The organism is Flavobacterium sp., assembly GCF_043778725.1.
GTDB lineage: Bacteria > Bacteroidota > Bacteroidia > Flavobacteriales > Flavobacteriaceae > Flavobacterium.
Map to the genome: position 1 here is coordinate 1 of NZ_JAYWFT010000189.1, position 20,101 is coordinate 20,101.

At 31.2% G+C, this 20,101-nt stretch carries 16 protein-coding genes, 1 tRNA gene and 1 pseudogene; 13 read left to right on the forward strand and 5 right to left on the reverse strand.

The window, feature by feature from the left end; genetic code table 11:
• Positions 1-440 (reverse strand): annotated as a pseudogene (locus ACH2CG_RS16820) (hypothetical protein); the annotation flags it as partial.
• Positions 441-546: 106 nt separating this feature from the next.
• Between ACH2CG_RS16820 and ACH2CG_RS16825 the strand changes: the two are divergent.
• Positions 547-1,020, forward strand: a complete 474-nt coding sequence (locus ACH2CG_RS16825; protein ID WP_395067322.1) for a thermonuclease family protein — start codon at positions 547-549, stop codon at positions 1,018-1,020.
• Between the two features lie 103 nt (positions 1,021-1,123).
• Here ACH2CG_RS16825 and ACH2CG_RS16830 read toward each other — a convergent pair.
• A tRNA-Phe gene (locus ACH2CG_RS16830) sits at positions 1,124-1,196 on the reverse strand.
• A 122-nt stretch (positions 1,197-1,318) separates the two neighbouring features.
• Between ACH2CG_RS16830 and ACH2CG_RS16835 the strand changes: the two genes are divergently transcribed.
• The 7 genes from ACH2CG_RS16835 (at position 1,319) to ACH2CG_RS16865 (ending at position 8,795) form a co-directional block, all read left to right on the forward strand.
• A complete protein-coding gene (locus tag ACH2CG_RS16835; RefSeq protein WP_395067324.1) occupies positions 1,319-2,047 on the forward strand; it encodes a type III pantothenate kinase in 729 nt (242 codons plus the stop codon).
• Positions 2,044-3,303, forward strand: coding sequence for a hypothetical protein (locus ACH2CG_RS16840; RefSeq protein WP_395067326.1), 1,260 nt, complete (start codon positions 2,044-2,046; stop codon positions 3,301-3,303). The genes ACH2CG_RS16835 and ACH2CG_RS16840 overlap by 4 nt, the downstream gene beginning before the upstream one ends.
• A gap of 16 nt (positions 3,304-3,319) precedes the next feature.
• Complete coding sequence (locus tag ACH2CG_RS16845) at positions 3,320-4,567, forward strand: hypothetical protein (protein ID WP_395067328.1); 1,248 nt, start codon at positions 3,320-3,322, stop codon at positions 4,565-4,567.
• Positions 4,568-4,569: 2 nt separating this feature from the next.
• Positions 4,570-5,124: an LPS export ABC transporter periplasmic protein LptC gene (gene lptC / locus ACH2CG_RS16850; RefSeq protein WP_395067330.1), complete on the forward strand. Its 555-nt coding sequence runs from the start codon at positions 4,570-4,572 to the stop codon at positions 5,122-5,124.
• Between the two features lie 3 nt (positions 5,125-5,127).
• On the forward strand, positions 5,128-5,334 hold the full coding sequence (locus ACH2CG_RS16855) for a hypothetical protein (protein WP_395067332.1): 207 nt from the start codon (positions 5,128-5,130) through the stop codon (positions 5,332-5,334).
• Positions 5,334-6,593: a hemolysin family protein gene (locus ACH2CG_RS16860; protein ID WP_395067334.1), complete on the forward strand. Its 1,260-nt coding sequence runs from the start codon at positions 5,334-5,336 to the stop codon at positions 6,591-6,593. The genes ACH2CG_RS16855 and ACH2CG_RS16860 overlap by 1 nt, the downstream gene beginning before the upstream one ends.
• A 108-nt stretch (positions 6,594-6,701) precedes the next feature.
• Complete coding sequence (locus tag ACH2CG_RS16865) at positions 6,702-8,795, forward strand: peptidylprolyl isomerase (protein WP_395067336.1); 2,094 nt, start codon at positions 6,702-6,704, stop codon at positions 8,793-8,795.
• A 92-nt stretch (positions 8,796-8,887) separates the two neighbouring features.
• Here the strand turns inward: ACH2CG_RS16865 and ACH2CG_RS16870 are convergent, their stop codons facing one another.
• Both ACH2CG_RS16870 and ACH2CG_RS16875 read right to left on the reverse strand, forming a co-directional pair.
• The gene (locus ACH2CG_RS16870; RefSeq protein WP_395067338.1) at positions 8,888-9,802 is read right to left on the reverse strand and encodes a GYDIA family GHMP kinase; all 915 of its coding nucleotides are present in this window, start codon (positions 9,800-9,802) and stop codon (positions 8,888-8,890) included.
• A gap of 4 nt (positions 9,803-9,806) precedes the next feature.
• Positions 9,807-11,153 (reverse strand): hydroxymethylglutaryl-CoA reductase, degradative, encoded by a 1,347-nt coding sequence (locus ACH2CG_RS16875; RefSeq protein WP_395067340.1) that lies wholly within the window; start codon positions 11,151-11,153, stop codon positions 9,807-9,809.
• Between the two features lie 137 nt (positions 11,154-11,290).
• Between ACH2CG_RS16875 and ACH2CG_RS16880 the strand changes: the two genes are divergently transcribed.
• The 5 genes from ACH2CG_RS16880 (at position 11,291) to ACH2CG_RS16900 (ending at position 19,038) form a co-directional block, all read left to right on the forward strand.
• Complete coding sequence (locus tag ACH2CG_RS16880; RefSeq protein ID WP_395067342.1) at positions 11,291-13,459, forward strand: S9 family peptidase; 2,169 nt, start codon at positions 11,291-11,293, stop codon at positions 13,457-13,459.
• A 29-nt stretch (positions 13,460-13,488) separates the two neighbouring features.
• Positions 13,489-15,180 (forward strand): peptide MFS transporter, encoded by a 1,692-nt coding sequence (locus ACH2CG_RS16885; protein ID WP_395067344.1) that lies wholly within the window; start codon positions 13,489-13,491, stop codon positions 15,178-15,180.
• Positions 15,181-15,258: 78 nt separating this feature from the next.
• A complete protein-coding gene (locus tag ACH2CG_RS16890) occupies positions 15,259-16,917 on the forward strand; it encodes a peptide MFS transporter (protein WP_395067346.1) in 1,659 nt (552 codons plus the stop codon).
• A gap of 2 nt (positions 16,918-16,919) precedes the next feature.
• Positions 16,920-18,431, forward strand: a complete 1,512-nt coding sequence (locus ACH2CG_RS16895) for a peptide MFS transporter (RefSeq protein ID WP_395067348.1) — start codon at positions 16,920-16,922, stop codon at positions 18,429-18,431.
• 49 nt (positions 18,432-18,480) lie between these two features.
• The gene (locus ACH2CG_RS16900) at positions 18,481-19,038 is read left to right on the forward strand and encodes a thioredoxin family protein (protein WP_395067350.1); all 558 of its coding nucleotides are present in this window, start codon (positions 18,481-18,483) and stop codon (positions 19,036-19,038) included.
• On the opposite strand, the gene ACH2CG_RS16905 is transcribed toward ACH2CG_RS16900, so the two are convergent.
• Positions 19,039-20,101 (reverse strand): ComEC/Rec2 family competence protein (locus tag ACH2CG_RS16905; RefSeq protein WP_395067352.1); only part of this gene is annotated, 1,063 nt, incomplete at its 5' end.

A 20,101-nucleotide genomic window follows, 5' to 3' on the forward strand; every position in this document is an offset into this window, starting at 1 on the left:
CTTTCATTTCTTTCTCCGTTAATAGTTAAATTAAAAGGGGCATTGAAAACACCATTAAAAGAAATGTTGCGATTAAAATCTAATCCTTTCAAATATTGCGGCTGCATAGAAACCAAAATAGCTCTTTGTCCTCTAGCCTCAGAACCATCTTCAATATTGATTTTCTTCATAATTGCGGTTAATCGACCAGTAAATTGACTATCCGACATTTGTTTCATCAAGGAAGATAAACCAACTCTAACCGACTTACCAGCATTGGCACAAGCTCCAAATTCAGACATGTTTTCTCGTGTTCGAATAAAGCCAGGTGCGGTTTTTATTTGTTCCGCAGTCGGACCACCTTTTAGACCAGCAAAGTAACCTTCATTACCTTTAATTTTGAAGTGACGAACTTCACCTAACGTCCCGACATATTTAATATGTCCCTTTTGTTTTGCCATTTGTTGTGTTTTTTAGCAGTTAAACAATTTTAATTGTAAATTTACACCGTAACAAATTGATTTACAACAACATAAATAAGGCAATAGAAAGCAATTAAGTGTAATTATGACAATAACAAAAAATATTCTTCTTAAAACTAAAAAATTTGTTGATGGAGATGGTTTGATCGTTGAAGATTTTATTACCAAAAAAGAATTTGAAATTCGACTATATGGTATTGATGCGCCTGAAATGAATTATTGTAAAAAAGTAAAAAATGATGAAAAGGAACTTCAAATGCCAGCTTCATTATTAATAAAATTAGGTTTTCAATCTTTAGAATTTTTAAAAACCAATGTCAATTTGGGGGATTTATGCACATTAGTACAGGAAGAAAATAATTTGATAGATAAATACGGAAGACTTTTAGGTTATTTAATTCTTCCTGACGGTAGAGTTTTAAATGAAATTATGATAAAAGAGGGCTATGCAAAGGCATACAACGGCGTTTTCTGCGAAATGCTCCCAATGTATCAGGAATGGAATTTAAAGGCTAAAACTAACAATAAAGGTCTTTATAATCAAGTAGATAAATTCTAAAAAATAAGTTATTAAAAAATATTTTTACCGTACAATAATCGTACAAAATAGAAACAAAAAATCCGTAACTACTTATAAATAAGTTTGTTACGGATTGTTTTTGTGGTACCTCCAGGGATCGAACCAGGGACACATGGATTTTCAGTCCATTGCTCTACCATCTGAGCTAAGGTACCATTACAATTATAAGTAATACTACTTGTTCATTGCGGGTGCAAATATAGAACGATTTTTAATTTATCCAAAACAATTTTAAAAAAAAATCTATTTGTACCTTTGCCTTATTAAATATATAAATATGCTTCTAGTCATCGATGTTGGAAATACTCAAATCAAATTAGCTGTATTTGAACACGATACAATGCTTTTTAAAGAAATAACTTCGTACGCAGCGTGGCAAAATACCATTAAAAAAATTTTAAAAAATTTTGAAAAAATTGAAAATTGTGTCGTTGCATCGGTCGGAAAACTCAATATAGAAGATTTTTTGGCATTAAATTCGAATGTAAAAATTCATTTTATATCAAAAGAAAGTAAATTTCCGTTTCAAAATTTATATGCAACGCCAAATACGCTTGGAATTGACAGAATGATTTTGGCAACTGGTGCAGTATTGCAATATCCACGCAAAAATAGATTGGTTATAGATGTTGGAACTTGTGTTACTTATGACTTTATTGATGAAAATGATAATTATTTGGGCGGAGCAATTTCGCCAGGAATAAGATTAAGATACGAAGCATTACATAATTATACTGCAAAGTTGCCGTTATTATCTATAGAAAGACCCGAAAAATTAATAGGAAATTCGACAAATCAATCCATACATTCGGGAGTTATTAATGGAATTGCAATGGAAATTGATGGTTTTATTAACTCTAATTTGCATCAAAATGATAACTTTATCATAATTTTAACTGGTGGAGACGCAGATTTTTTGGCTGAACGATTAAAAAATACCATATTTGCCAATTCAAATTTTCTTTTAGAAAGCTTGAACCAAACATTTCAATACAATCAACAATGATTAAAAAAATTATAGTAAGTATTAGTTTACTTTTTTCGCTGGTTTCGTTCGCTCAAGAAGGTACATCTTCGCCCTATTCGTTTTATGGTATAGGTGACGTTCGATTTAAAGGAACAATCGAGAATAAATCAATGGGTGGATTATCTGTTATTCCAGATAGTATTCACTTAAACCTTCAAAATCCTGCAATGTATTCTAGCTTAAAATTAACTTCTTTTGCTATTGGAGGTACTTTTTCTGCTAATAAATTGAAAACTAATTCGCAAGATGAAAAAGCACAAAGAACAACTTTAGACTATCTAGCAATTGGTTTGCCGTTCAAGAAACTTGGTGTAGCCTTTGGTTTATTGCCTTATTCTTCTGTGGGGTACAATATTTTAAATAGAAACTCCAGTGCAACTATCTTGTCTTCTTCTTTGTATAAAGGAAGCGGAGGTTTGAATAAAGTGTTTGCTGGATTTGGTTACCAATTGTCTAAAAATATAAGTATTGGAGCCGATTTTCAATATAACTTTGGTAGAATTGAAACTACTAGTTTAACCGAAGTTTCAGAAATTTATATTCAATACGGAACTAAAGAAACCAATGTTTCTAATGCTAGTGGTATTAATTTTAATACCGGATTATCGTATAAAGGAAAGATTAATGATAAAATTATGTTTTTCTCAGGAATTACTTATGCACCACAAGCTACATTAACTTTTTCTAATGTAAGAACATTGGCAACTGTTCAAATTGTTTCTGGACAAACTGCCAATATTGACGAAGGAGAATCCGTTGAACTAGCGCCAACTAAAATTAAACTGCCTTCAAAGTTGTCTTTTGGAGCAGGAATAGGCGATACTAAAAAATGGGTCATAGGATCTGAAATTACTTTCCAAAATTCTAGTAACTTTGGTAATCGTTTCAATGATATTGATAACGTTACTTACGAAAATTCTACTAAATATACTATTGGAGGTTATTACATTCCAAACTATAAATCTTTTTCAAACTACTACAGTAGAATTGTTTACAGAGGTGGTTTTAGATATGAAAATACTGGTTTAGTTATAAACAATCAACCTATTGATGATGCAGCGCTAACACTTGGTCTAGGATTGCCACTAAAAGGTGCTTTTTCTAATGTAAATGTAGGATTAGAAATAGGAAATAAAGGAACAAAAAATGCTGGTTTAGTAAGAGAACATTACATGAATTTTAGCATCGGATTGTCATTAAACGATAGATGGTTCCAAAAAAGAAAGTTTAATTAATTTAAGTAAAATTGTGATGAAGACACATTTGTTTATACTTTTTCTAATAATTTCTAATTTTGCAAATGCTCAAGAGGTTAATTGTGTAGAAAAAGAAAATCAAATAAATGCGTCTATCGCCAATAAAGACTATAAAAAAGCATTTGAATTCTTTAATGAAGCAAAAACAACTTGTACTTCATCTAGCGAAAAAATATTTGTTCTTGGAAGCCAATTATTGCAATACAATATAGAAATTGCTGCGCCACAAAATAAAGAAATAGAAGTTCGCGAATTGATAAAGTGGTACAATTTATTTGACAAAAATTATCCGAATAACCAAAACGGAAATTATGAAAAAATAGCAATGCTTTTGTACGAAAATAAAGTTGGAACTTCAAGTGAAATTTTTTCTTTTTTGGAACTTGCTTTTGAAAAACAAATAAATAACTTCACTAATCCACAAGCACTATTTAATTATTTTGATTTGTATTTTAAAAAATATAAATCAGTAAAATCAACAATAACCAAAGATAATTTATTAGAAAAGTATAGTGAAGTAAAGAATTTACTAGAAAGCAACAGACTAAAAAATCCAAGAAAAGCAGACGAGTACGATAGCGCTCTTCAAGGTATGAATTATCTCATGAAAGATGTTTTAGTATGTGATAATTTAACACCTTATGCTCAAAAGAATTTTGAAACCAACAAGTCTAATGGTGTATGGCTTCAATCTACAACTCAATTGCTATATGATTATTGTAAAAAAAGCCCAATATTTGAAACTTTAGCGTTACAATTGCATGCGCTAAAACCATCGTCTAAGTCGGCTTTTTATTTAGCTAAACTGTATGTTAATACTGTAAATCAAGAAAAAGGAATTGGCTATTTTATAGAATCGGTTTCTTTGTCTAATGATAAAATTGAAAAAGCTGAGGCGGCTTATGTTGCAGCATCTATTCTAGTAAATTCAGATAAAGAAAAAGCTAAAGAAATGCTGTTTATTGCAATAGAAAACAATCCAACAAGTGGAAAAAATTTCATTTTTCTAGCCAATTTGTATGCTAATAGCGTCAATGAATGTGGTTTTAGTGACATTGAAATAAAAGGAACATATAAACTAGCATCGGATACTGCATTGAAAGCGGCTATAGTAGAGCCAAGGTTTAAACCAACTTCAGAAATCTTGTCTAAAGAATATCTAAAAAATGTTGTTTTTGATGGTAAGTCAAAAATTAAATCGGTAAAAATAGGTTGTTGGATAAATCAAACAGTTCAATTTTAAAGATGCGTTTTATTTCTAATAAAAATATAATTTTTTTACATACTGCTTTCGCGGTTTTTTTGCTTTTCTCATGTCAAAGCAATTTTAAAGAAGTACAAAAATCTACTTTTGCCGAGTTTACACCTAGTGGCGAAGCCGATTCAATTAATATAAAATATACCGATTCTGGCAGGATTAAATCGATACTTGTAAGTCCTAAAATGCTTGATTATGCATCGGTAGAATTTCCTTTTACAGAATTTCCAAAAGGGATTAATGTTACCTTGTATGATGAAAAGGGTAAAAAAACATTTGTGACATCCAAGTATGCCGTGACTTTTAAAAATACAGATTTGATAGATCTGCAAGGAAATGTTAAAATAACAAACGAAAGCGGACAGTTGTTTGAAACCGAACAATTGTATTTCGATCAAAAAAATGAATGGTTTTATACCGAAAAAAGATATAAATTTACAGACCCAAAAGGAGTATCTTTTGGTGAAGGAGTAGATTTTAGTAAAGACTTTAAAATTATCAATTCTCAAGGTATTTCGGGAGAAATTGAAAATACAAAATAGAACATGAATTATTTAAATTTTACAAAATATATATATTTAGCAGTAGGTTTTATAATGGTTTACGATGCTATAAATACTTGGAAAAATGATCCAAAACCTTGGTTAAGTGTTATCTTGGCTGCATTGGCTTTCTTTACTTTCTTTTTTAGAAGTCGTTTCGCTAAGAAATTTGAAGATAGAAAAAATCAAAATAAACCAAATAATTCTTAATGCAAATACTAGTAATCATACTATGTTTACTTCTCTGTGCCTTTTTTGCAGGAATGGAAATTGCCTACATTTCGTCCAATAAAATATATCTTGAAATAGAAAAAAAACAAGATACATTCCTTTCAAGAATACTAACAAAAATTACCGAAAAACCTTCAAAATTTATTGCCACAATGCTTGTTGGTAATAATATATCACTTGTTGTGTATGGTTTTTTTATGGGCGATTTGTTAACCCATTGGATAAATTCTTTCGGATATCGATTATCAGAATTGTCCAATCTTCTACTACAAACTGTACTTTCAACTCTTCTTGTTTTAATAACTTCCGAATTTTTACCTAAAGTTTTTTTTCAGATTTATTCTAATAGTTTAATGAAGTTTTTTGCTGTTCCTAGTTATATTTTTTATGTTGTTTTTAATTATATCTCAACATTTATAATTTGGATTTCAGACTTTATTTTGAAAAAATTCTTTAAAACAGAAGGTGATTATGTTCCTTCTTTTTTTAGTAAAGTAGAACTAGGAAACTATATTAACGAACAAATGAGTTCGGTTGAAGACCATGCAGAAGTCGATTCTGAAATTCAAATTTTTCAAAATGCATTAGAATTTTCAGGCGTTAAAGCACGCGATATCATGACGCCAAGAACAGAGTTGGTTGCTGTAGATATTTACGACTCAGTGTCAGAATTGAAAGAATTATTTGTTTCTACTGGTTATTCTAAAATTTTAGTATATCAAAACTCGTTAGATGATATAATAGGATACGTGCATTCGTTTGAATTGTTTAAAAAACCTCGAAGTATTAAATCTATAATGATACCTGTTGAGTTTGTTCCCGAAACAATTTTTATTAAAGACGGATTAAATTTACTTACTAAAAAAAGGAAAAGTGTAGCAGTTGTCTTAGATGAATATGGCGGAACGGCAGGAATAATGACTGTTGAAGATATTATAGAAGAACTTTTTGGAGAGATTGAAGATGAACACGATAGTATTGAAGAGCAAATAGAAAAACAACTAGACGATAAAACCTATCTTTTTTCAGCACGATTAGATGTTGAATATTTAAATCAAGAATATAAACTTAATATTCCCGAAAATGATTCGTATGGAACATTAGGCGGATTCATCGTTAATACTTCAAAAGAAATTCCTTTAAAAGGAGATTTAATTCATATTGATAACTTTCATTTTGTTATTGAAGAGGCCACAAATAAGAAAATTGAAGTAGTAAAAATGACAATTTCTGACTAAGAATAAAAAAAAATCACTTATTATTGTAAATTATAGCATTACAACTATAATTATTTCATAGATAATTGTATTTTCGCAAACTGAATTAAAAAATTAACATATATAAAAATGGCAGTTTTACAAAAAATTAGAAAGCGTTCGGGATTACTTTTACTTGCTATTGGGTTTGCTCTATTGGCTTTTGTTGTTCAAGATTTGTTCACCAAAGGGTTTAAAAGTCAGTCTCATGACGTAGGAAGTATCAATGGAAAAGATATTGCTTTTGAAGATTTTAGAATTAAAGTAGCTAATCTTGAGAAAAATGGTCAAAACGGTCAACAAGTTTCTCAAACGCAAGCAGCTAACCAAGTTTGGGATCAAGATGTTGCTATTGCTCTAATTTCTGATCAATTTGAAAAAGCAGGAATTCGTACAAGCGAAAAAAATATTGTTGAAATTTTCAAGAAAGATCCAAATATTGGACAAAATCCAATGTTCCTAAATGAATTAGGTAAATTTGATCTAGCTAAATTTAAAGAATATTTTAAATCTAACCCAGAACAAGCAACTGCTTTTCAAGATAGAGAAAAAGATGCTGAGGTTAATTCTAAATACCAAATTTATAGTACCATCATCAAAGCAGGAATGTATGTAACTAAAGCTGATGGAAAATTTAAATATGAATTAGAATCTAACAAAGTAAATTTTGATTACGTTTCAGTTTTATATTCTACAGTAAAAGACAGCGATGTTAAAGTTACAGATGCTGACATTGTTGATTATATGAAGAAAAATGAAAAAAAATTCAAATCTGAGGAAACTCGTGAAATTGAATACGTTTTAATCGAAGACAAACCATCTGTAAGTGATGAACAAGAAATGAAAGCTAAAATTAATGCTTTACTTACAGGAAGTATTATATTTAAAGATGGTAAAAACGATACATTGCCAAGTTTTAAAAATGCAACTAATGTTGTAGATTTTATTGCTGAAAACTCAGATAAACCTTATGATTCTACGTATGTAAGCAAACAAGAATTGCCAGCTGAACATGCTGATAAATTATTTGCTTTGCCTGCAGGTGAAATTTACGGACCATACATAAACGGAAACTACTATTGTCTTTCTAAAGCAATGGGAAGAAAAGCTGGAGCTAAAGCTAAAGCAAGTCATATCTTAATTAGTTGGGAAGGAACAAAATTGCCAAATAAAAAAGAAAAAAGAACCAAAGAAGAAGCTAAAGCTAAAGCCGAAATGTTATTGGCTCAAGTTCAGGCTAATCCCGGAAATTTCATGATGTTGGCATTGACTAACTCTGACGATTCATCTGCTCAACAAGGTGGTGATTTAGGATATTTTGCTCCTGGTCAAATGGTAAAACCTTTCAATGACTTTGTGTTTAATAATCCGGTTGGAAAAGTTGGCTTAGTTGAAACTGAATTTGGTTACCATATCATCAATGTTACAGACAAGCAAGATGCAATTCGTTTAGCTACTGTAGCTCAAAAAATTGAACCATCAGAAGCTACTACAAACGATAGCTATACTAAAGCTACTAAGTTTGAAATGGATGCTAACGGAAAAGACTTTGCTGCTGTTGCAAAAGCTGCTAAACTTACAGTAAATCCTGCTGTTAAAGCAAAAGCAATGGATGAGGCTTTTGGTAGCGCAGGAAATCAAAGACAAATAATTAAATGGGCTTACACTAAAGATACAAACATTGGTGATGTGAAACGATTTGAAATTGTTAATGTTGGAAACATCATTGCAAGATTGAAAAAAGTAAACGAAAAAGGATTGATGACTGTTGAAGATGCTAAACCAATGGTAGAAACAATCATTAAAAATCAAAAGAAAGCTGAAAAAATTATTGCCAAAATGAAAGGTACTTCACTAGAAGCTATCGCTAAAGCAAATGCAACTACGGTTCAAAATGCTCCTGCTGCCTCTGTTGATAATGCTGTTTTAGCTAACGTAGGTATAGAAGCTAAAGTTGTTGGTGTCGCTTTTGGATCTGCAGCAAATAAAGTATCTGCACCAATTGAAGGAAATTCTGGGGTTTATGTTATCAAAACTAAATCTCTTGCAAACGCTCCTAAATTGCCAAAATACGATGATTTTGTAAATAAATTAAAAGCTAATTCTGCTCAAGCTGCAGGAAGAATTTTCCCAGCATTGAAGAATGATGCTAAAATTGAGGATAACAGATTAGAATTCTACTAGTAGATTTAAATCTCAAGTTAATAAAAAATCCCGAACAGAAATGTTCGGGATTTTTACTTTAGTAAACGTTCTGTTATTAAAATAATATTTTTTTACAATATCATATCATTATAAGGAATAACTACAGGATAACCTTTAGATTTAAAATACTCGGTAGGATTGTCTTTGGAAATTGTCAATACAAAATCGCCACCCCAAGCACCAAGACTTTTTATAACACCATTAAAATCAGTAAATAAAGATTCCTGAACCGTTTGTTGTTCTAAAACTTGACTCATTTCAACTTCATGTTTTATAATCGCTTTAGCAAATTCTTTTGGGTCGGTAGTGTTAAGTAGTATTTCTGTTATTGCATCAATAATTTCAATTGTTTTACCAATTTTAGGTTGTTTGTTATAGTAAGAAGAAATTGCTGCTTTACTACTTTGTTTTTTATTTAAATAGACAAAAAACAATTGGTCTGAAAAAATAGGATGGAACGAAATATTTTTTACCGTAGGTTTTTCAGCAACCAACTGGTATATAATTGCTGTGTCGTTTTGAGCACAGGCCAAGTCGTAACCGCTTCCTCCAAAACTATTTCTTAATAGCCTAAAAGCATCAATCTTTAACCATTGAGCAATATTGTTAATTAAAGTTGAAGAAGTGCCCAAACCCCAAAATTTCGGAAAAGTTAATTCGGTAGCGATTTTATATCCTTTAGATTTTGTTATAAAATCAGAATTTGTTAAATAAGCTTCATGTAAAATTTCAATTAGCGTGTTTTTGATGCTTTTAGAATTATCAAATTGTTCGTTATTTATTACAGATTTAAAAAGAATTGTATCTTCATACCAAATGCTTCCGTCTGCATCATAACTTTTCCATTCAAAGGCATCATTTTCTGCATCTTCAACAATTAAATTCTGACCAAATTTTGTAGGTAAAGCAAGCGCTTTTGCACCATCAAGCACCACATATTCTCCTGTTATTAATAATTTTCCGTTGCTGTAAAAGGTTTTTTTCACACTATTATTTTCTTAAATTTTCAATAAATTCTACAACAGACGCATGCGAAATTGTATTTTTTTCGAAATGCGTTTTAATTACTTTTCGCTCATCATCAGTAGTTTCAAACTGATTTAGAATATTATTGATGTGCATCTTCATATGACCTTCTTGAATTCCGGTTGTTGTTAACGAACGTAAAGCTGCAAAGTTTTGAGCCAATCCTGTAACTGCAACAATTTTCATTAAATCATGAGCAGATGGTTTTCCTAAAATTTCTAAAGCCATTTTCACTAAAGGATGAAGCGATGTTAATCCGCCAACAGTTCCTAAAGCGAGTGGAATTTCCATCCAAAAAGTAAAAATTCCGTTTTCAATTTTGGCATGAGATAAACTTGAATATTTTCCGGTTCTAGAAGCATAAGCATGAACTCCAGCTTCTACAGCACGAAAATCATTTCCTGTTGCAAGCACTACAGCATCAACGCCATTCATAATTCCTTTGTTATGAGTTACTGCTCTAAAAGGTTCAATCTCGGCAATATTTACTGCTTGAACAAATTTCGCTGCAAATTCTTTTGGATTTTCGATTTTCTTTTCGGCAAGTTCTTCAATTTTACAAGAAACTTCAGCTCGAACAACACAATTTGGAACATAATTTGACAAAATACTCATTACTACTTGAATCTCTTTTTCATCATCTGAAAATTCTGAAAAATTTGGAGCTTCTTCTTTTAATGTTTTTGCAAATTGTTCTAAACACGAATTAATAAAATTCGCACCCATAGAATCTTTTGTTTCAAAAGTTGCATGAAGTTGATAGTAATTTTCTAGTTCGGCAGATTTATTTCGAAGTTCAATGTCTAAAATTCCACCACCACGTTTTTGCATATTTTTAGTAATGCTATCGGTCGCGATGAAGAATTTGTTTTTTATTTGAAGAAAGAATCGTTCCAATTTTAAGAAATCACCTTTGTATAAAAAGTGAACTTGACCAATTTTTTCTGAATTTAAAACCGTTGCTTTAAATCCACCACGCGTAGACCAATATTTGGCCGATTTTGCAGCCGCAGCAACAACCGAACTTTCTTCAATTACCATTGGAACCGAATAATAATTTTCGTTTATAAGAAAATTCGGAGCAATTCCCATCGGTAGATAGAAATTGGTTATAGTATTTTCAATAAATTCGTCGTGTAATTTTTGCAGACTTTCATTACTGTTCCAATATTGTTTTATGGTAGCAATGGCATCGATTGGGTTTGTAAAATATTCTGTAGCAATCCAGTTAATTTTATCTTCTTTGGATAATTTGGAAAATCCAGCAATAGCGTTGTTCATACTAAAATGATTTAGGCTTGTTTTTTGCAAAGATACGCTTTAGATTTTATTGTTATATTTGGATTTTGATAAATATATAACGACTTGAAATTGCATTTAACATAAAAAAAAGTCGTTATTTCCAAAAAAATCACTAAAATTGGGCTCGTTTATAATCAATCAAAAATATGATGTCAAAAAAATTACTTGTGCTCTTTCTTTTAACTTGTTTTTCGGTTATTGCGCAGCAAAAAATTTCGGTTGAAGAAATATACACTGGCGCTTTTAGAGCTAAAGGAATGGATGCATTGCAATCCATGAAAAACACCAATCAATATACAGTTCTTAACTCCGATAGAACCTCAGGGACAAATCAAATCGATCTATATGACTTTGCTACTTTAAAAAAAGTTTCAACTTTAATCGACACTAAGTCTTACAAAGATCTGTCAGAAGGAATTGATAGTTACACTTTTAGTAACGACGAGAAGCAAATTCTAATTGCTAATAATACAACTCCAATTTTTCGTCATTCGTTTACAGCCGATTATTATCTATATAATCTTACTTCTAAAAGCTTAGCTAAAGTTTTAGAAAAAGTGCAAGAACCAACTTTTTCACCAGATGGAACGATGATTGGTTTTGTAAGAGAAAATAATTTATTTATCTACGATATAGCAACAAAGGCAGTTACTCAAGTTACAGTTGACGGAAAGAAAAATGCAATCATAAATGGAATTACCGATTGGGTTTATGAAGAAGAATTTGCTTTTGTAAGAGCTTTCGATTGGAGTGCCGATAGTAAAAAAGTAGCTTTTATTAGATTTGACGAAAGTGAAGTTCCAGAATTTTCAATGAATATTTTCCAGAAAAATCTATATCCAACAGTTGAAACTTTCAAATATCCAAAAGCTGGAGAAAAAAACGCTTTGGTTTCATTACATGTTTATGATGTAAATTCTAAATATATAAAAGACATCAATCTTGGGAATTATTCAGATTTCTACATTGCTAGAATGAAATGGACAAACGATGCCAATGTACTTTCTGCTCAAGTATTGAACCGTCATCAAGATAATTTAGATTTGATTTTTATTGATGGAACTATCGGAACTGCAAAAGTAGTTTTGAACGAAAAAGACAAAGCGTATGTTGATGTAACCGATAATTTAACATTTTTAAAAGATAACAGCTTTATTTGGACATCAGAAAAAGACGGATATAATCATATTTATTTATACGACAAAACCGGAAAGTTGAAAAATCAAGTTACCAAAGGAAATTGGGAAGTGACTTCTTACTACGGATTTGACGAGAAAACTAAAATGGTTTTTTATCAATCGGTAGAGAATGGTTCTATAATAAGAGACGTTTACAAGATTTCGCTTGACGGAAAAAATAAAGTAAAACTGTCACAACTTGTTGGAACAAATGAAGCAATTTTTAGTCCAGATTTTAATTATTTTATCAACACGTATTCTAATGCAAATAGTCCAACATCGTATACTTTAAACAATTCAAAAGATGGAAAGCAATTACAGGAAATAGTAAATAACAATGTTTTATCTGAAAAACTATTGGCCTATAATTTGCCTTCAAAAGAGTTTTTTGTGATGAAAACAGAAAAAGGAAATGAGCTTAATGCTTGGATAATGAAACCTAAAGATTTTGATCCTAATAAAAAATATCCAGTATTTATGATTCAATATTCAGGGCCAGGTTCACAGCAAGTTGTTAATCAATGGGGAAGTTCAAATGAATATTGGTTTATGATGTTGGTTCAGCAAGGATATATTGTGGCCTGCGTTGACGGAAGAGGAACGGGTTTTAAAGGAGCGGCTTTCAAAAAATGTACTCAATTACAACTAGGAAAATACGAAGTAGAAGATCAAATTGATGCTGCCAAAGTTATTGGAAATTATCCCTATGTAGATAAATCTAGAATTGGTATATTTGGCTGGTCTTATGGCGGATTTATGGCAAGCAACTGTATCATGAAAGGTGCCGATGTTTTTAAAATGGCAATAGCCGTTGCGCCAGTTACCAATTGGAGATTTTATGATAGCGTTTACACCGAAAGATACATGCAAACGCCACAAGAAAATGCAAGTGGTTATGATGAAAATTCACCAATCAATCACGTGAGTAAATTAAAAGGAAACTTTTTATTAATTCACGGAACGGCTGATGATAATGTACATGTTCAAAATTCGATGCAAATGATTGAAGCATTAGTTCAAGCTAATAAACAATTTGATTGGGCAATTTATCCCGACAAAAACCACGGAATTTACGGTGGTAAAACTAGAATTCAGTTGTATAACAAAATGACAAATTTTATAAAAGAAAAATTATAATAAACTAAATAAAACTAAACTAAAATACTATGAGTGAAACAGCAGTAAAAACAGGACATCCAAAAGGACTTTGGGTATTATTTGGAACCGAGATGTGGGAACGTTTCAATTTCTACGGAATGCGAGCCATCTTAACGTTGTTTATGATAAACTCTTTAATGATGAAAGAAGCCGACGCTTCAATTATTTATGGAGGATTTTTAGGACTTTGTTATTTAACTCCAATGTTAGGTGGTTTTATTGCAGATAGATTTTTTGGAAATAGAAATTGTATACTTTTAGGCGGATTAATGATGGCTTTAGGTCAGTTTTTACTTTTCTTTAGCGCAAGTATTTTTGGCTCCGACTTAAGTTTAGCGACAACTTTAATGTGGTCAGCATTAGGAATTATTATTTTCGGAAACGGATTTTTCAAACCAAATATTTCTTCAATGGTGGGAAGTCTTTATCCAAAACAAGAAAAGAGTAAATTGGATACCGCTTTTACAATTTTCTATATGGGAATTAATCTTGGAGCTTTTTTAGGACAATTGATATGTCCACTTGTTGGAGACGTAAAAGATGCTGGAGGAATTAGAGATATTCATGCCTTTAAATGGGGATTTTTGGCAGCTGCAATTGCAATGCTTTTAGGAACTTTAGTGTTTTATTTCTTGAAAAATAAATATGTTGTTACACCAGAAGGAAAACCACTTGGAGGATTACCTTCTCAAAATGATGGTTCAGAATATGAGGAAGGTGAAGCTCAAAAAGCAGTTTTTAGTGCAACTTCATTAGTTATTGCAGCAATCGCTTTTGTTGGGTTGTTTTTTGCTTTTAGATATATTTTGGGTGGTGAAAATTTTGTAAAAACAATAATTTATCCAATAATTTACGCCAGCGGATTAACCTTAGCTGGACTAATCGTTTCAGATAGTTCATTAACTAAAGTGGAAAGAGATAGGATATTTGTAATTTATATAGTTGCCTTTTTTATTATTTTTTTCTGGGCAGCTTTTGAACAAGCTGGATCGTCTTTAACTTTTATTGCAGATAATCAAACAGATAGAAATTTCTTTGGATGGAACATGCCACCTTCAATGGTGCAAATTTTTAATGGTGCTTTTGTTTTTGCTTTTGCACTACCCTTTAGTATTTTATGGGATAAATTGAGAGCTGCAAATAGAGAACCAATTTCTCCTGTAAAACAAGCAATAGGTTTAGGATTGATAGCTTTAAGTTATTTTATCTTAGCTTACAATGTTAAAGATTTAGGAAATAGTGGGTTGCTAGCAATAAAATGGTTGATTCTTTTATATTTAATTCAAACTTTTGCTGAGTTGTGTTTGTCTCCAATTGGATTATCTTTAGTTGGAAAATTATCTCCAAAACGTTTTTCTTCGTTACTATTTGGTGTATTCTTTTTATCAAATGCCGCAGGTTATGCATTAGCCGGAACTTTAGGTTCAATTCTTCCTGCAACTGGAGATAAGTTTTTAAAAGCTAAAGAACTAGGAATTGATTTACAATCCCTATTAAATAAAACAGTTACTGCAACTCCAGAACAATTGTCATTACTAGAAAAAGCTCAAATTAGTGCTTCTAACCCAGTTTTTGCTGGCTATGAAATTCATAATCTTTTTGAATTTTTTATGGTATTTGTTGTTTTAACAGGATTGGCGGCAGTATTATTATTATTACTTACTCCAGTTTTAAAGAAAATGATGCACGGAGTTCGTTAACATAAAATAAAAAATATTTTTATATCTTTCAAACCTACAAGCTCAACTTGTAGGTTTGTTTTTTTAAACCAATTTATTATGTGGAAAAGTCATCCTAAAGCATTGCCTTACTTATTTTTATCTGAAATGTGGGAACGTTTTGGCTATTATTTAATGATAGGAATTTTTACGCTTTATCTTAAAGATGTAGAAGCTGGTTTCGCAATGACCGAGAAAGAAGCGTCCGATTTATACGGAACTTTTATTGCTTTGGTATTTCTAACACCTTTCATTGGTGGTTTGGTTGCCGACAGATATTTAGGTTATAAAAAATCAATCGTAATTGGCGGATTAATGATGGGCGCAGGTTATCTAATGATGGGAATTCATAGTTTGCCAATGTTGTATTTTGCCATGACTTTAGTAATTGTGGGAAACGGATTTTTCAAACCAAATATCTCAACATTATTAGGGAATTTCTACAACGAAGACCAATTTAAAGATAAGAAAGACGAAGGTTACAATATTTTCTATATGGGAATTAATGTCGGTGCTTTCATTTGTAACTTTTTTGGAGCTGCTCTAAAAATTCTTTTTGGTTGGCAAGAAGCTTTTATGGCGGCAGGTGTTGGTATGTTTATTGGTGTAATCGTGTTTTTATTGGGAACAAAACATTATGGTGACAAAACCGATAAAAAAGGAGTGCAAGAAGGTGATATGCCGTTTTATAAAATTGTTTTATATATTTTACTTCCATCAGTTGTTTTTGGAGTTATAGGTTGGCTTTTGAAAGGAGTTCAATCGGAATTAAATATTGACAGTGCCGTTTTTGGTTCCGATAGTACAGATGCTTTTATTTTTGCATGCATTCCAATTGTGTTTTTTTATGGAAGTTTATATTTCAAAGCCAAAGTTGAAGATAAAAGACCAATTGGTGCATTACTTTCAATTTTTGCAGTAGTGATTTTATTTTGGGCAGTATTTAAGCTAAATGGTTCTGCATTAAATAATTGGGGTGATAAATATACCGACAGAGAATTAACAGGAACATCACAACAAATTGGTTCGCAATTGTTTCTCATAGATACTTTAACTTATAAAAAAGATTCTGTTGCTTTGTATGATCAAGCTTTTAGAATTCAAAAGAAAGAGGGTAAAGTAACAAAAGTTGTTGATTATCCTTTGTATTTTAGAAATGTAGCAACAGAAAAACTGCCAAAAGAAGAAAGTAAAATATTTACATGGTCGGCCAATTTAAGTCAGTCCATAAATCCAGGTTGGGTAATAATTTTAACACCACTAGTTGTAGCCTTTTTTACCTTTTTACGAAGTAGAAAAAAAGAACCATCTACGCCAACAAAAATCGCTTTCGGATTATTGATTTCAGCACTATCAGTTTTAGTTATGGTTGCCGCAGTTCATATTGGAAACAACGGCGCAGAAAAAGTATCCGTATGGTGGCTTGTTGCCAATTACGGAGTTATAACCATCGGAGAATTATTTCTTAGTCCAATGGGATTGTCAATTGTGTCTAAATTATCTCCCAAAAACATCACCGCGTTAATGATGGGCGGATGGTTTTTAGCAACTTCAATTGGAAATAAATTATCTGGAGTTTTAGCAAGTATGTGGGATACTTACGATGATAAAGCCAATTTCTTTTGGGTAAATTTCGGATTATTAATGTTTGCAACAATATTGATGTTTACCTTAGTAAAAAAATTAAATAAAGTAATGAAAGACCACGGAATAAATTAAGTATGGAAATCAATCAGTCATTAGAACAAATTCAAAATTTTAAAGGAAAATATCCAAAACAATTGTGGTATTTATTTTTTAGCGAAATGTGGGAACGCTTTAGTTTCTATGGAATGCGAGGAATGTTATACTATTTTATGGTGCATCAATTGTTTATGAAGGATACTGATGCTAACTTGCAATATGGTGCAACGCAAGCATGGGTATATGCGTTTACATTTATTGGTGGACTTTTTGCCGATAAGATTTTTGGTTTTAGAAAATCGCTCTTTTGGGGTGGTTTGTTAATGATTCTTGGAAGTTTTATCTTGGCATATGATCCAAAACAATTCTTCTTTCTAGGTGTAAGTTTTACTATTGTTGGAACAGGATTTTTTAAACCTAATATTTCTTCAATGGTCGGAAAATTATACAATGATAAAGATAATAGGAGAGATGCAGGTTTTTCATTGTTTTATGCTGGTGTAAATCTTGGCGCATTAATTGGAGGTTATATTTGTATCGCTGTCGGAAAAGGTGAAATGTTTTCTAAATTAATTCCAGATAACCTTCGTTGGAACTTTGCTTTCGGATTTGCGGCATTTGTGATGATTATTAGTTTGTTAACCTTTACGCAAACACAAAAAAGTCTTGGAGAAATAGGTTTATCGCCTTTAACTCATTTGGATTCTAAAAAACGAAAATTGTACGAATGGTTAACTTACATAGGTTCTATTTTAATAATTCCTATAATAATTGTGATGGTTTCTAATACAAAATACACCGATTATTTCATGTATGCCATTGGGCCAATTGCTATCATTTATTTGATGTATGAGATGAGAAATTTCTCAGTTTCACAAAATAAAAAATTGGTTGCAGCAGTAATATTTATGTTATTTTCTGTTGTGTTTTGGGCATTTTTCGAACAAAGTGGTGGTTCATTAAGTGCTTTTGCAGCGGATAATTTAAATAATACCGTTGCCGGAATTCAATTAGATCCAAACGGAGTTAACAATTCTGCCAATTCATTATTTGTAATTGTTTTTGCAGCTTTGGTAGGAATGGTTTGGTTATGGATGGCAAAACGAAAAATTGAGCCTAATACAATGATTAAATTTGGATTAGCATTCTTGTTTCTTGCAGGAGGTTTTTGGATATTTTATTATACTAAATTTTTTGCCGACGCATCGGGTAAAACATCTTTAGATTTATTTACTGTTGGTTGGTTTATCATCACATTCGGAGAATTGTGTTTATCGCCAATCGGAATGAGTGCCATGACCAAATTATCGCCACAAAAAACACAAGCTGTAATTATGGGAATGTGGTTTTTGGCAAGTGCTTACGGTCAATATTTTGCAGGCTTACTTGGTGCAAACATAGCCGAAGCTTCAGAAAATGCATCCAATCTTGATAAATTAATCGTATATGCTGATGGATATAAGCAACTTGGACTTTATGCTTTAATAGCTGGAGTACTTTTAATCGCCATTTCGCCTTTAATTAAAAAACTAATGCAAGAAGTAAAGTAGCCGACATTATTTGGTACTATTTTTGAATATATTTGTAAAAAATAAAACTATGAAGAAGATATTAATCACATTAATTTTAGTCCTATCATCAATTACCATTCAAGCGCAAGAGGAATTGACTTGGCACACCGATTTAGACAATGCCATCTTAATTTCTAAGGCAGAACAAAAACCATTATTTTTCTTTTTTACAGGAAGCGACTGGTGCGGATGGTGTATTCGTCTTCAAAATGAAGTCTTCAAAACACCTGAATTCATTGCTTGGGCTAAAGAAAAAGTAGTTTTGGTAGAATTAGATTTTCCAAGAAGAACTCCTCAATCGGATGCTTTGAAACTACAAAACAGCCAATTACAACAGTTCTTTCAAGTAAGAGGTTATCCAACAGTTTGGTTTGCAAAAGTTGGTGCTCCAGTTGAAGGAAAAACTAGTTTTCAACAACTAGGAAGTACTGGTTATGTTGCTGGCGGACCAACAGTATGGTTGGATGGTTCAAGTAAAATAATTTCAAGTTTTGTTCCTTACACTAAAGAAGAGCAAGATGCAGCAAAGAAACTTCTTAAAAAGAACAAAGCTACTAAGAAAAAATCTACCAAGAAAAAAGCATAATTATAATTTAAAAAATCCCTTTTCTGTAGTGTCATGAAAAGGGATTTTTTCTTTTCTGCAAGTGGCTTTCCAAACTTTTATATAGGTTTTAAAATTTGTAGCATCAACCACAACTTGACCTGGCTTCCAAGATTTGAAAAGACGTTCCAAATTTATTTTAGGCGAATTGATTAACAGTAAAACATCAGGTTTTTCTTCAGATAGATAAACAGCCGAACTGTCTATTAATAAAATGCTTTTGTCTTTAAAATAATACAAGTTAGATAATGACTTCTTCTTCTGAATTTTACAAAAATTAGCAACTAAATAAGATTTCAAAACCAAATTATCATCGGTAGATTTTAAAATACTATCATTGCTATTGAGCGTTACTTTATCACCATGTCTTTCCGTAATAATAGTGTTTTTCTTTTTGCTAAAAACTATAAATTCACTCTGTCTTTGGTTGGTATATTTTGCCTCATAAGTAAGCAATTGTAGTGCGATAATAGCAATTAAAGTCACTGCTAATTTGTTAAATGAAGGTTTTTTCAAATATAGAATGGCAGTAATGATTATGATATACCAAGTCCACATCATATAATTATTGAGTGAAAGATCTTTAAAAATAAAATCTTCAAATGATGCAACCCAACCAATAATCTTGTCTAATAGCCAAATGCTCCATTCTAATACTTTTAAAAACGGAATCCAAACTACATCAAATGCAGCTAGTAACATTACAAAAACTCCCAATCCTAGAATTAAACTCAACGCAGGTAGAATTACAATATTGGTCAAGAAAAACAAACCTGGAAATTGATGAAAATAATAAATACTTAATGGAAAAGTGCCAATTTGTGCTGCAAAAGAAACGGTAATAATTTCCCAAAAGTAATTGACAATTTTATTTTTTGGCGTCCAAATTGTTGCTAATAATGGTTGTAACCAAATGATAAAAAATAAAGCAATATAACTCAATTGAAATCCGATATCAAACAAAAAGGAAGGTTGAAAAAGCAAAATCAACAATGCCGAAACTACTAAAGTGTGGTAAATATTAACGCTTCGCCTAAGAAACATT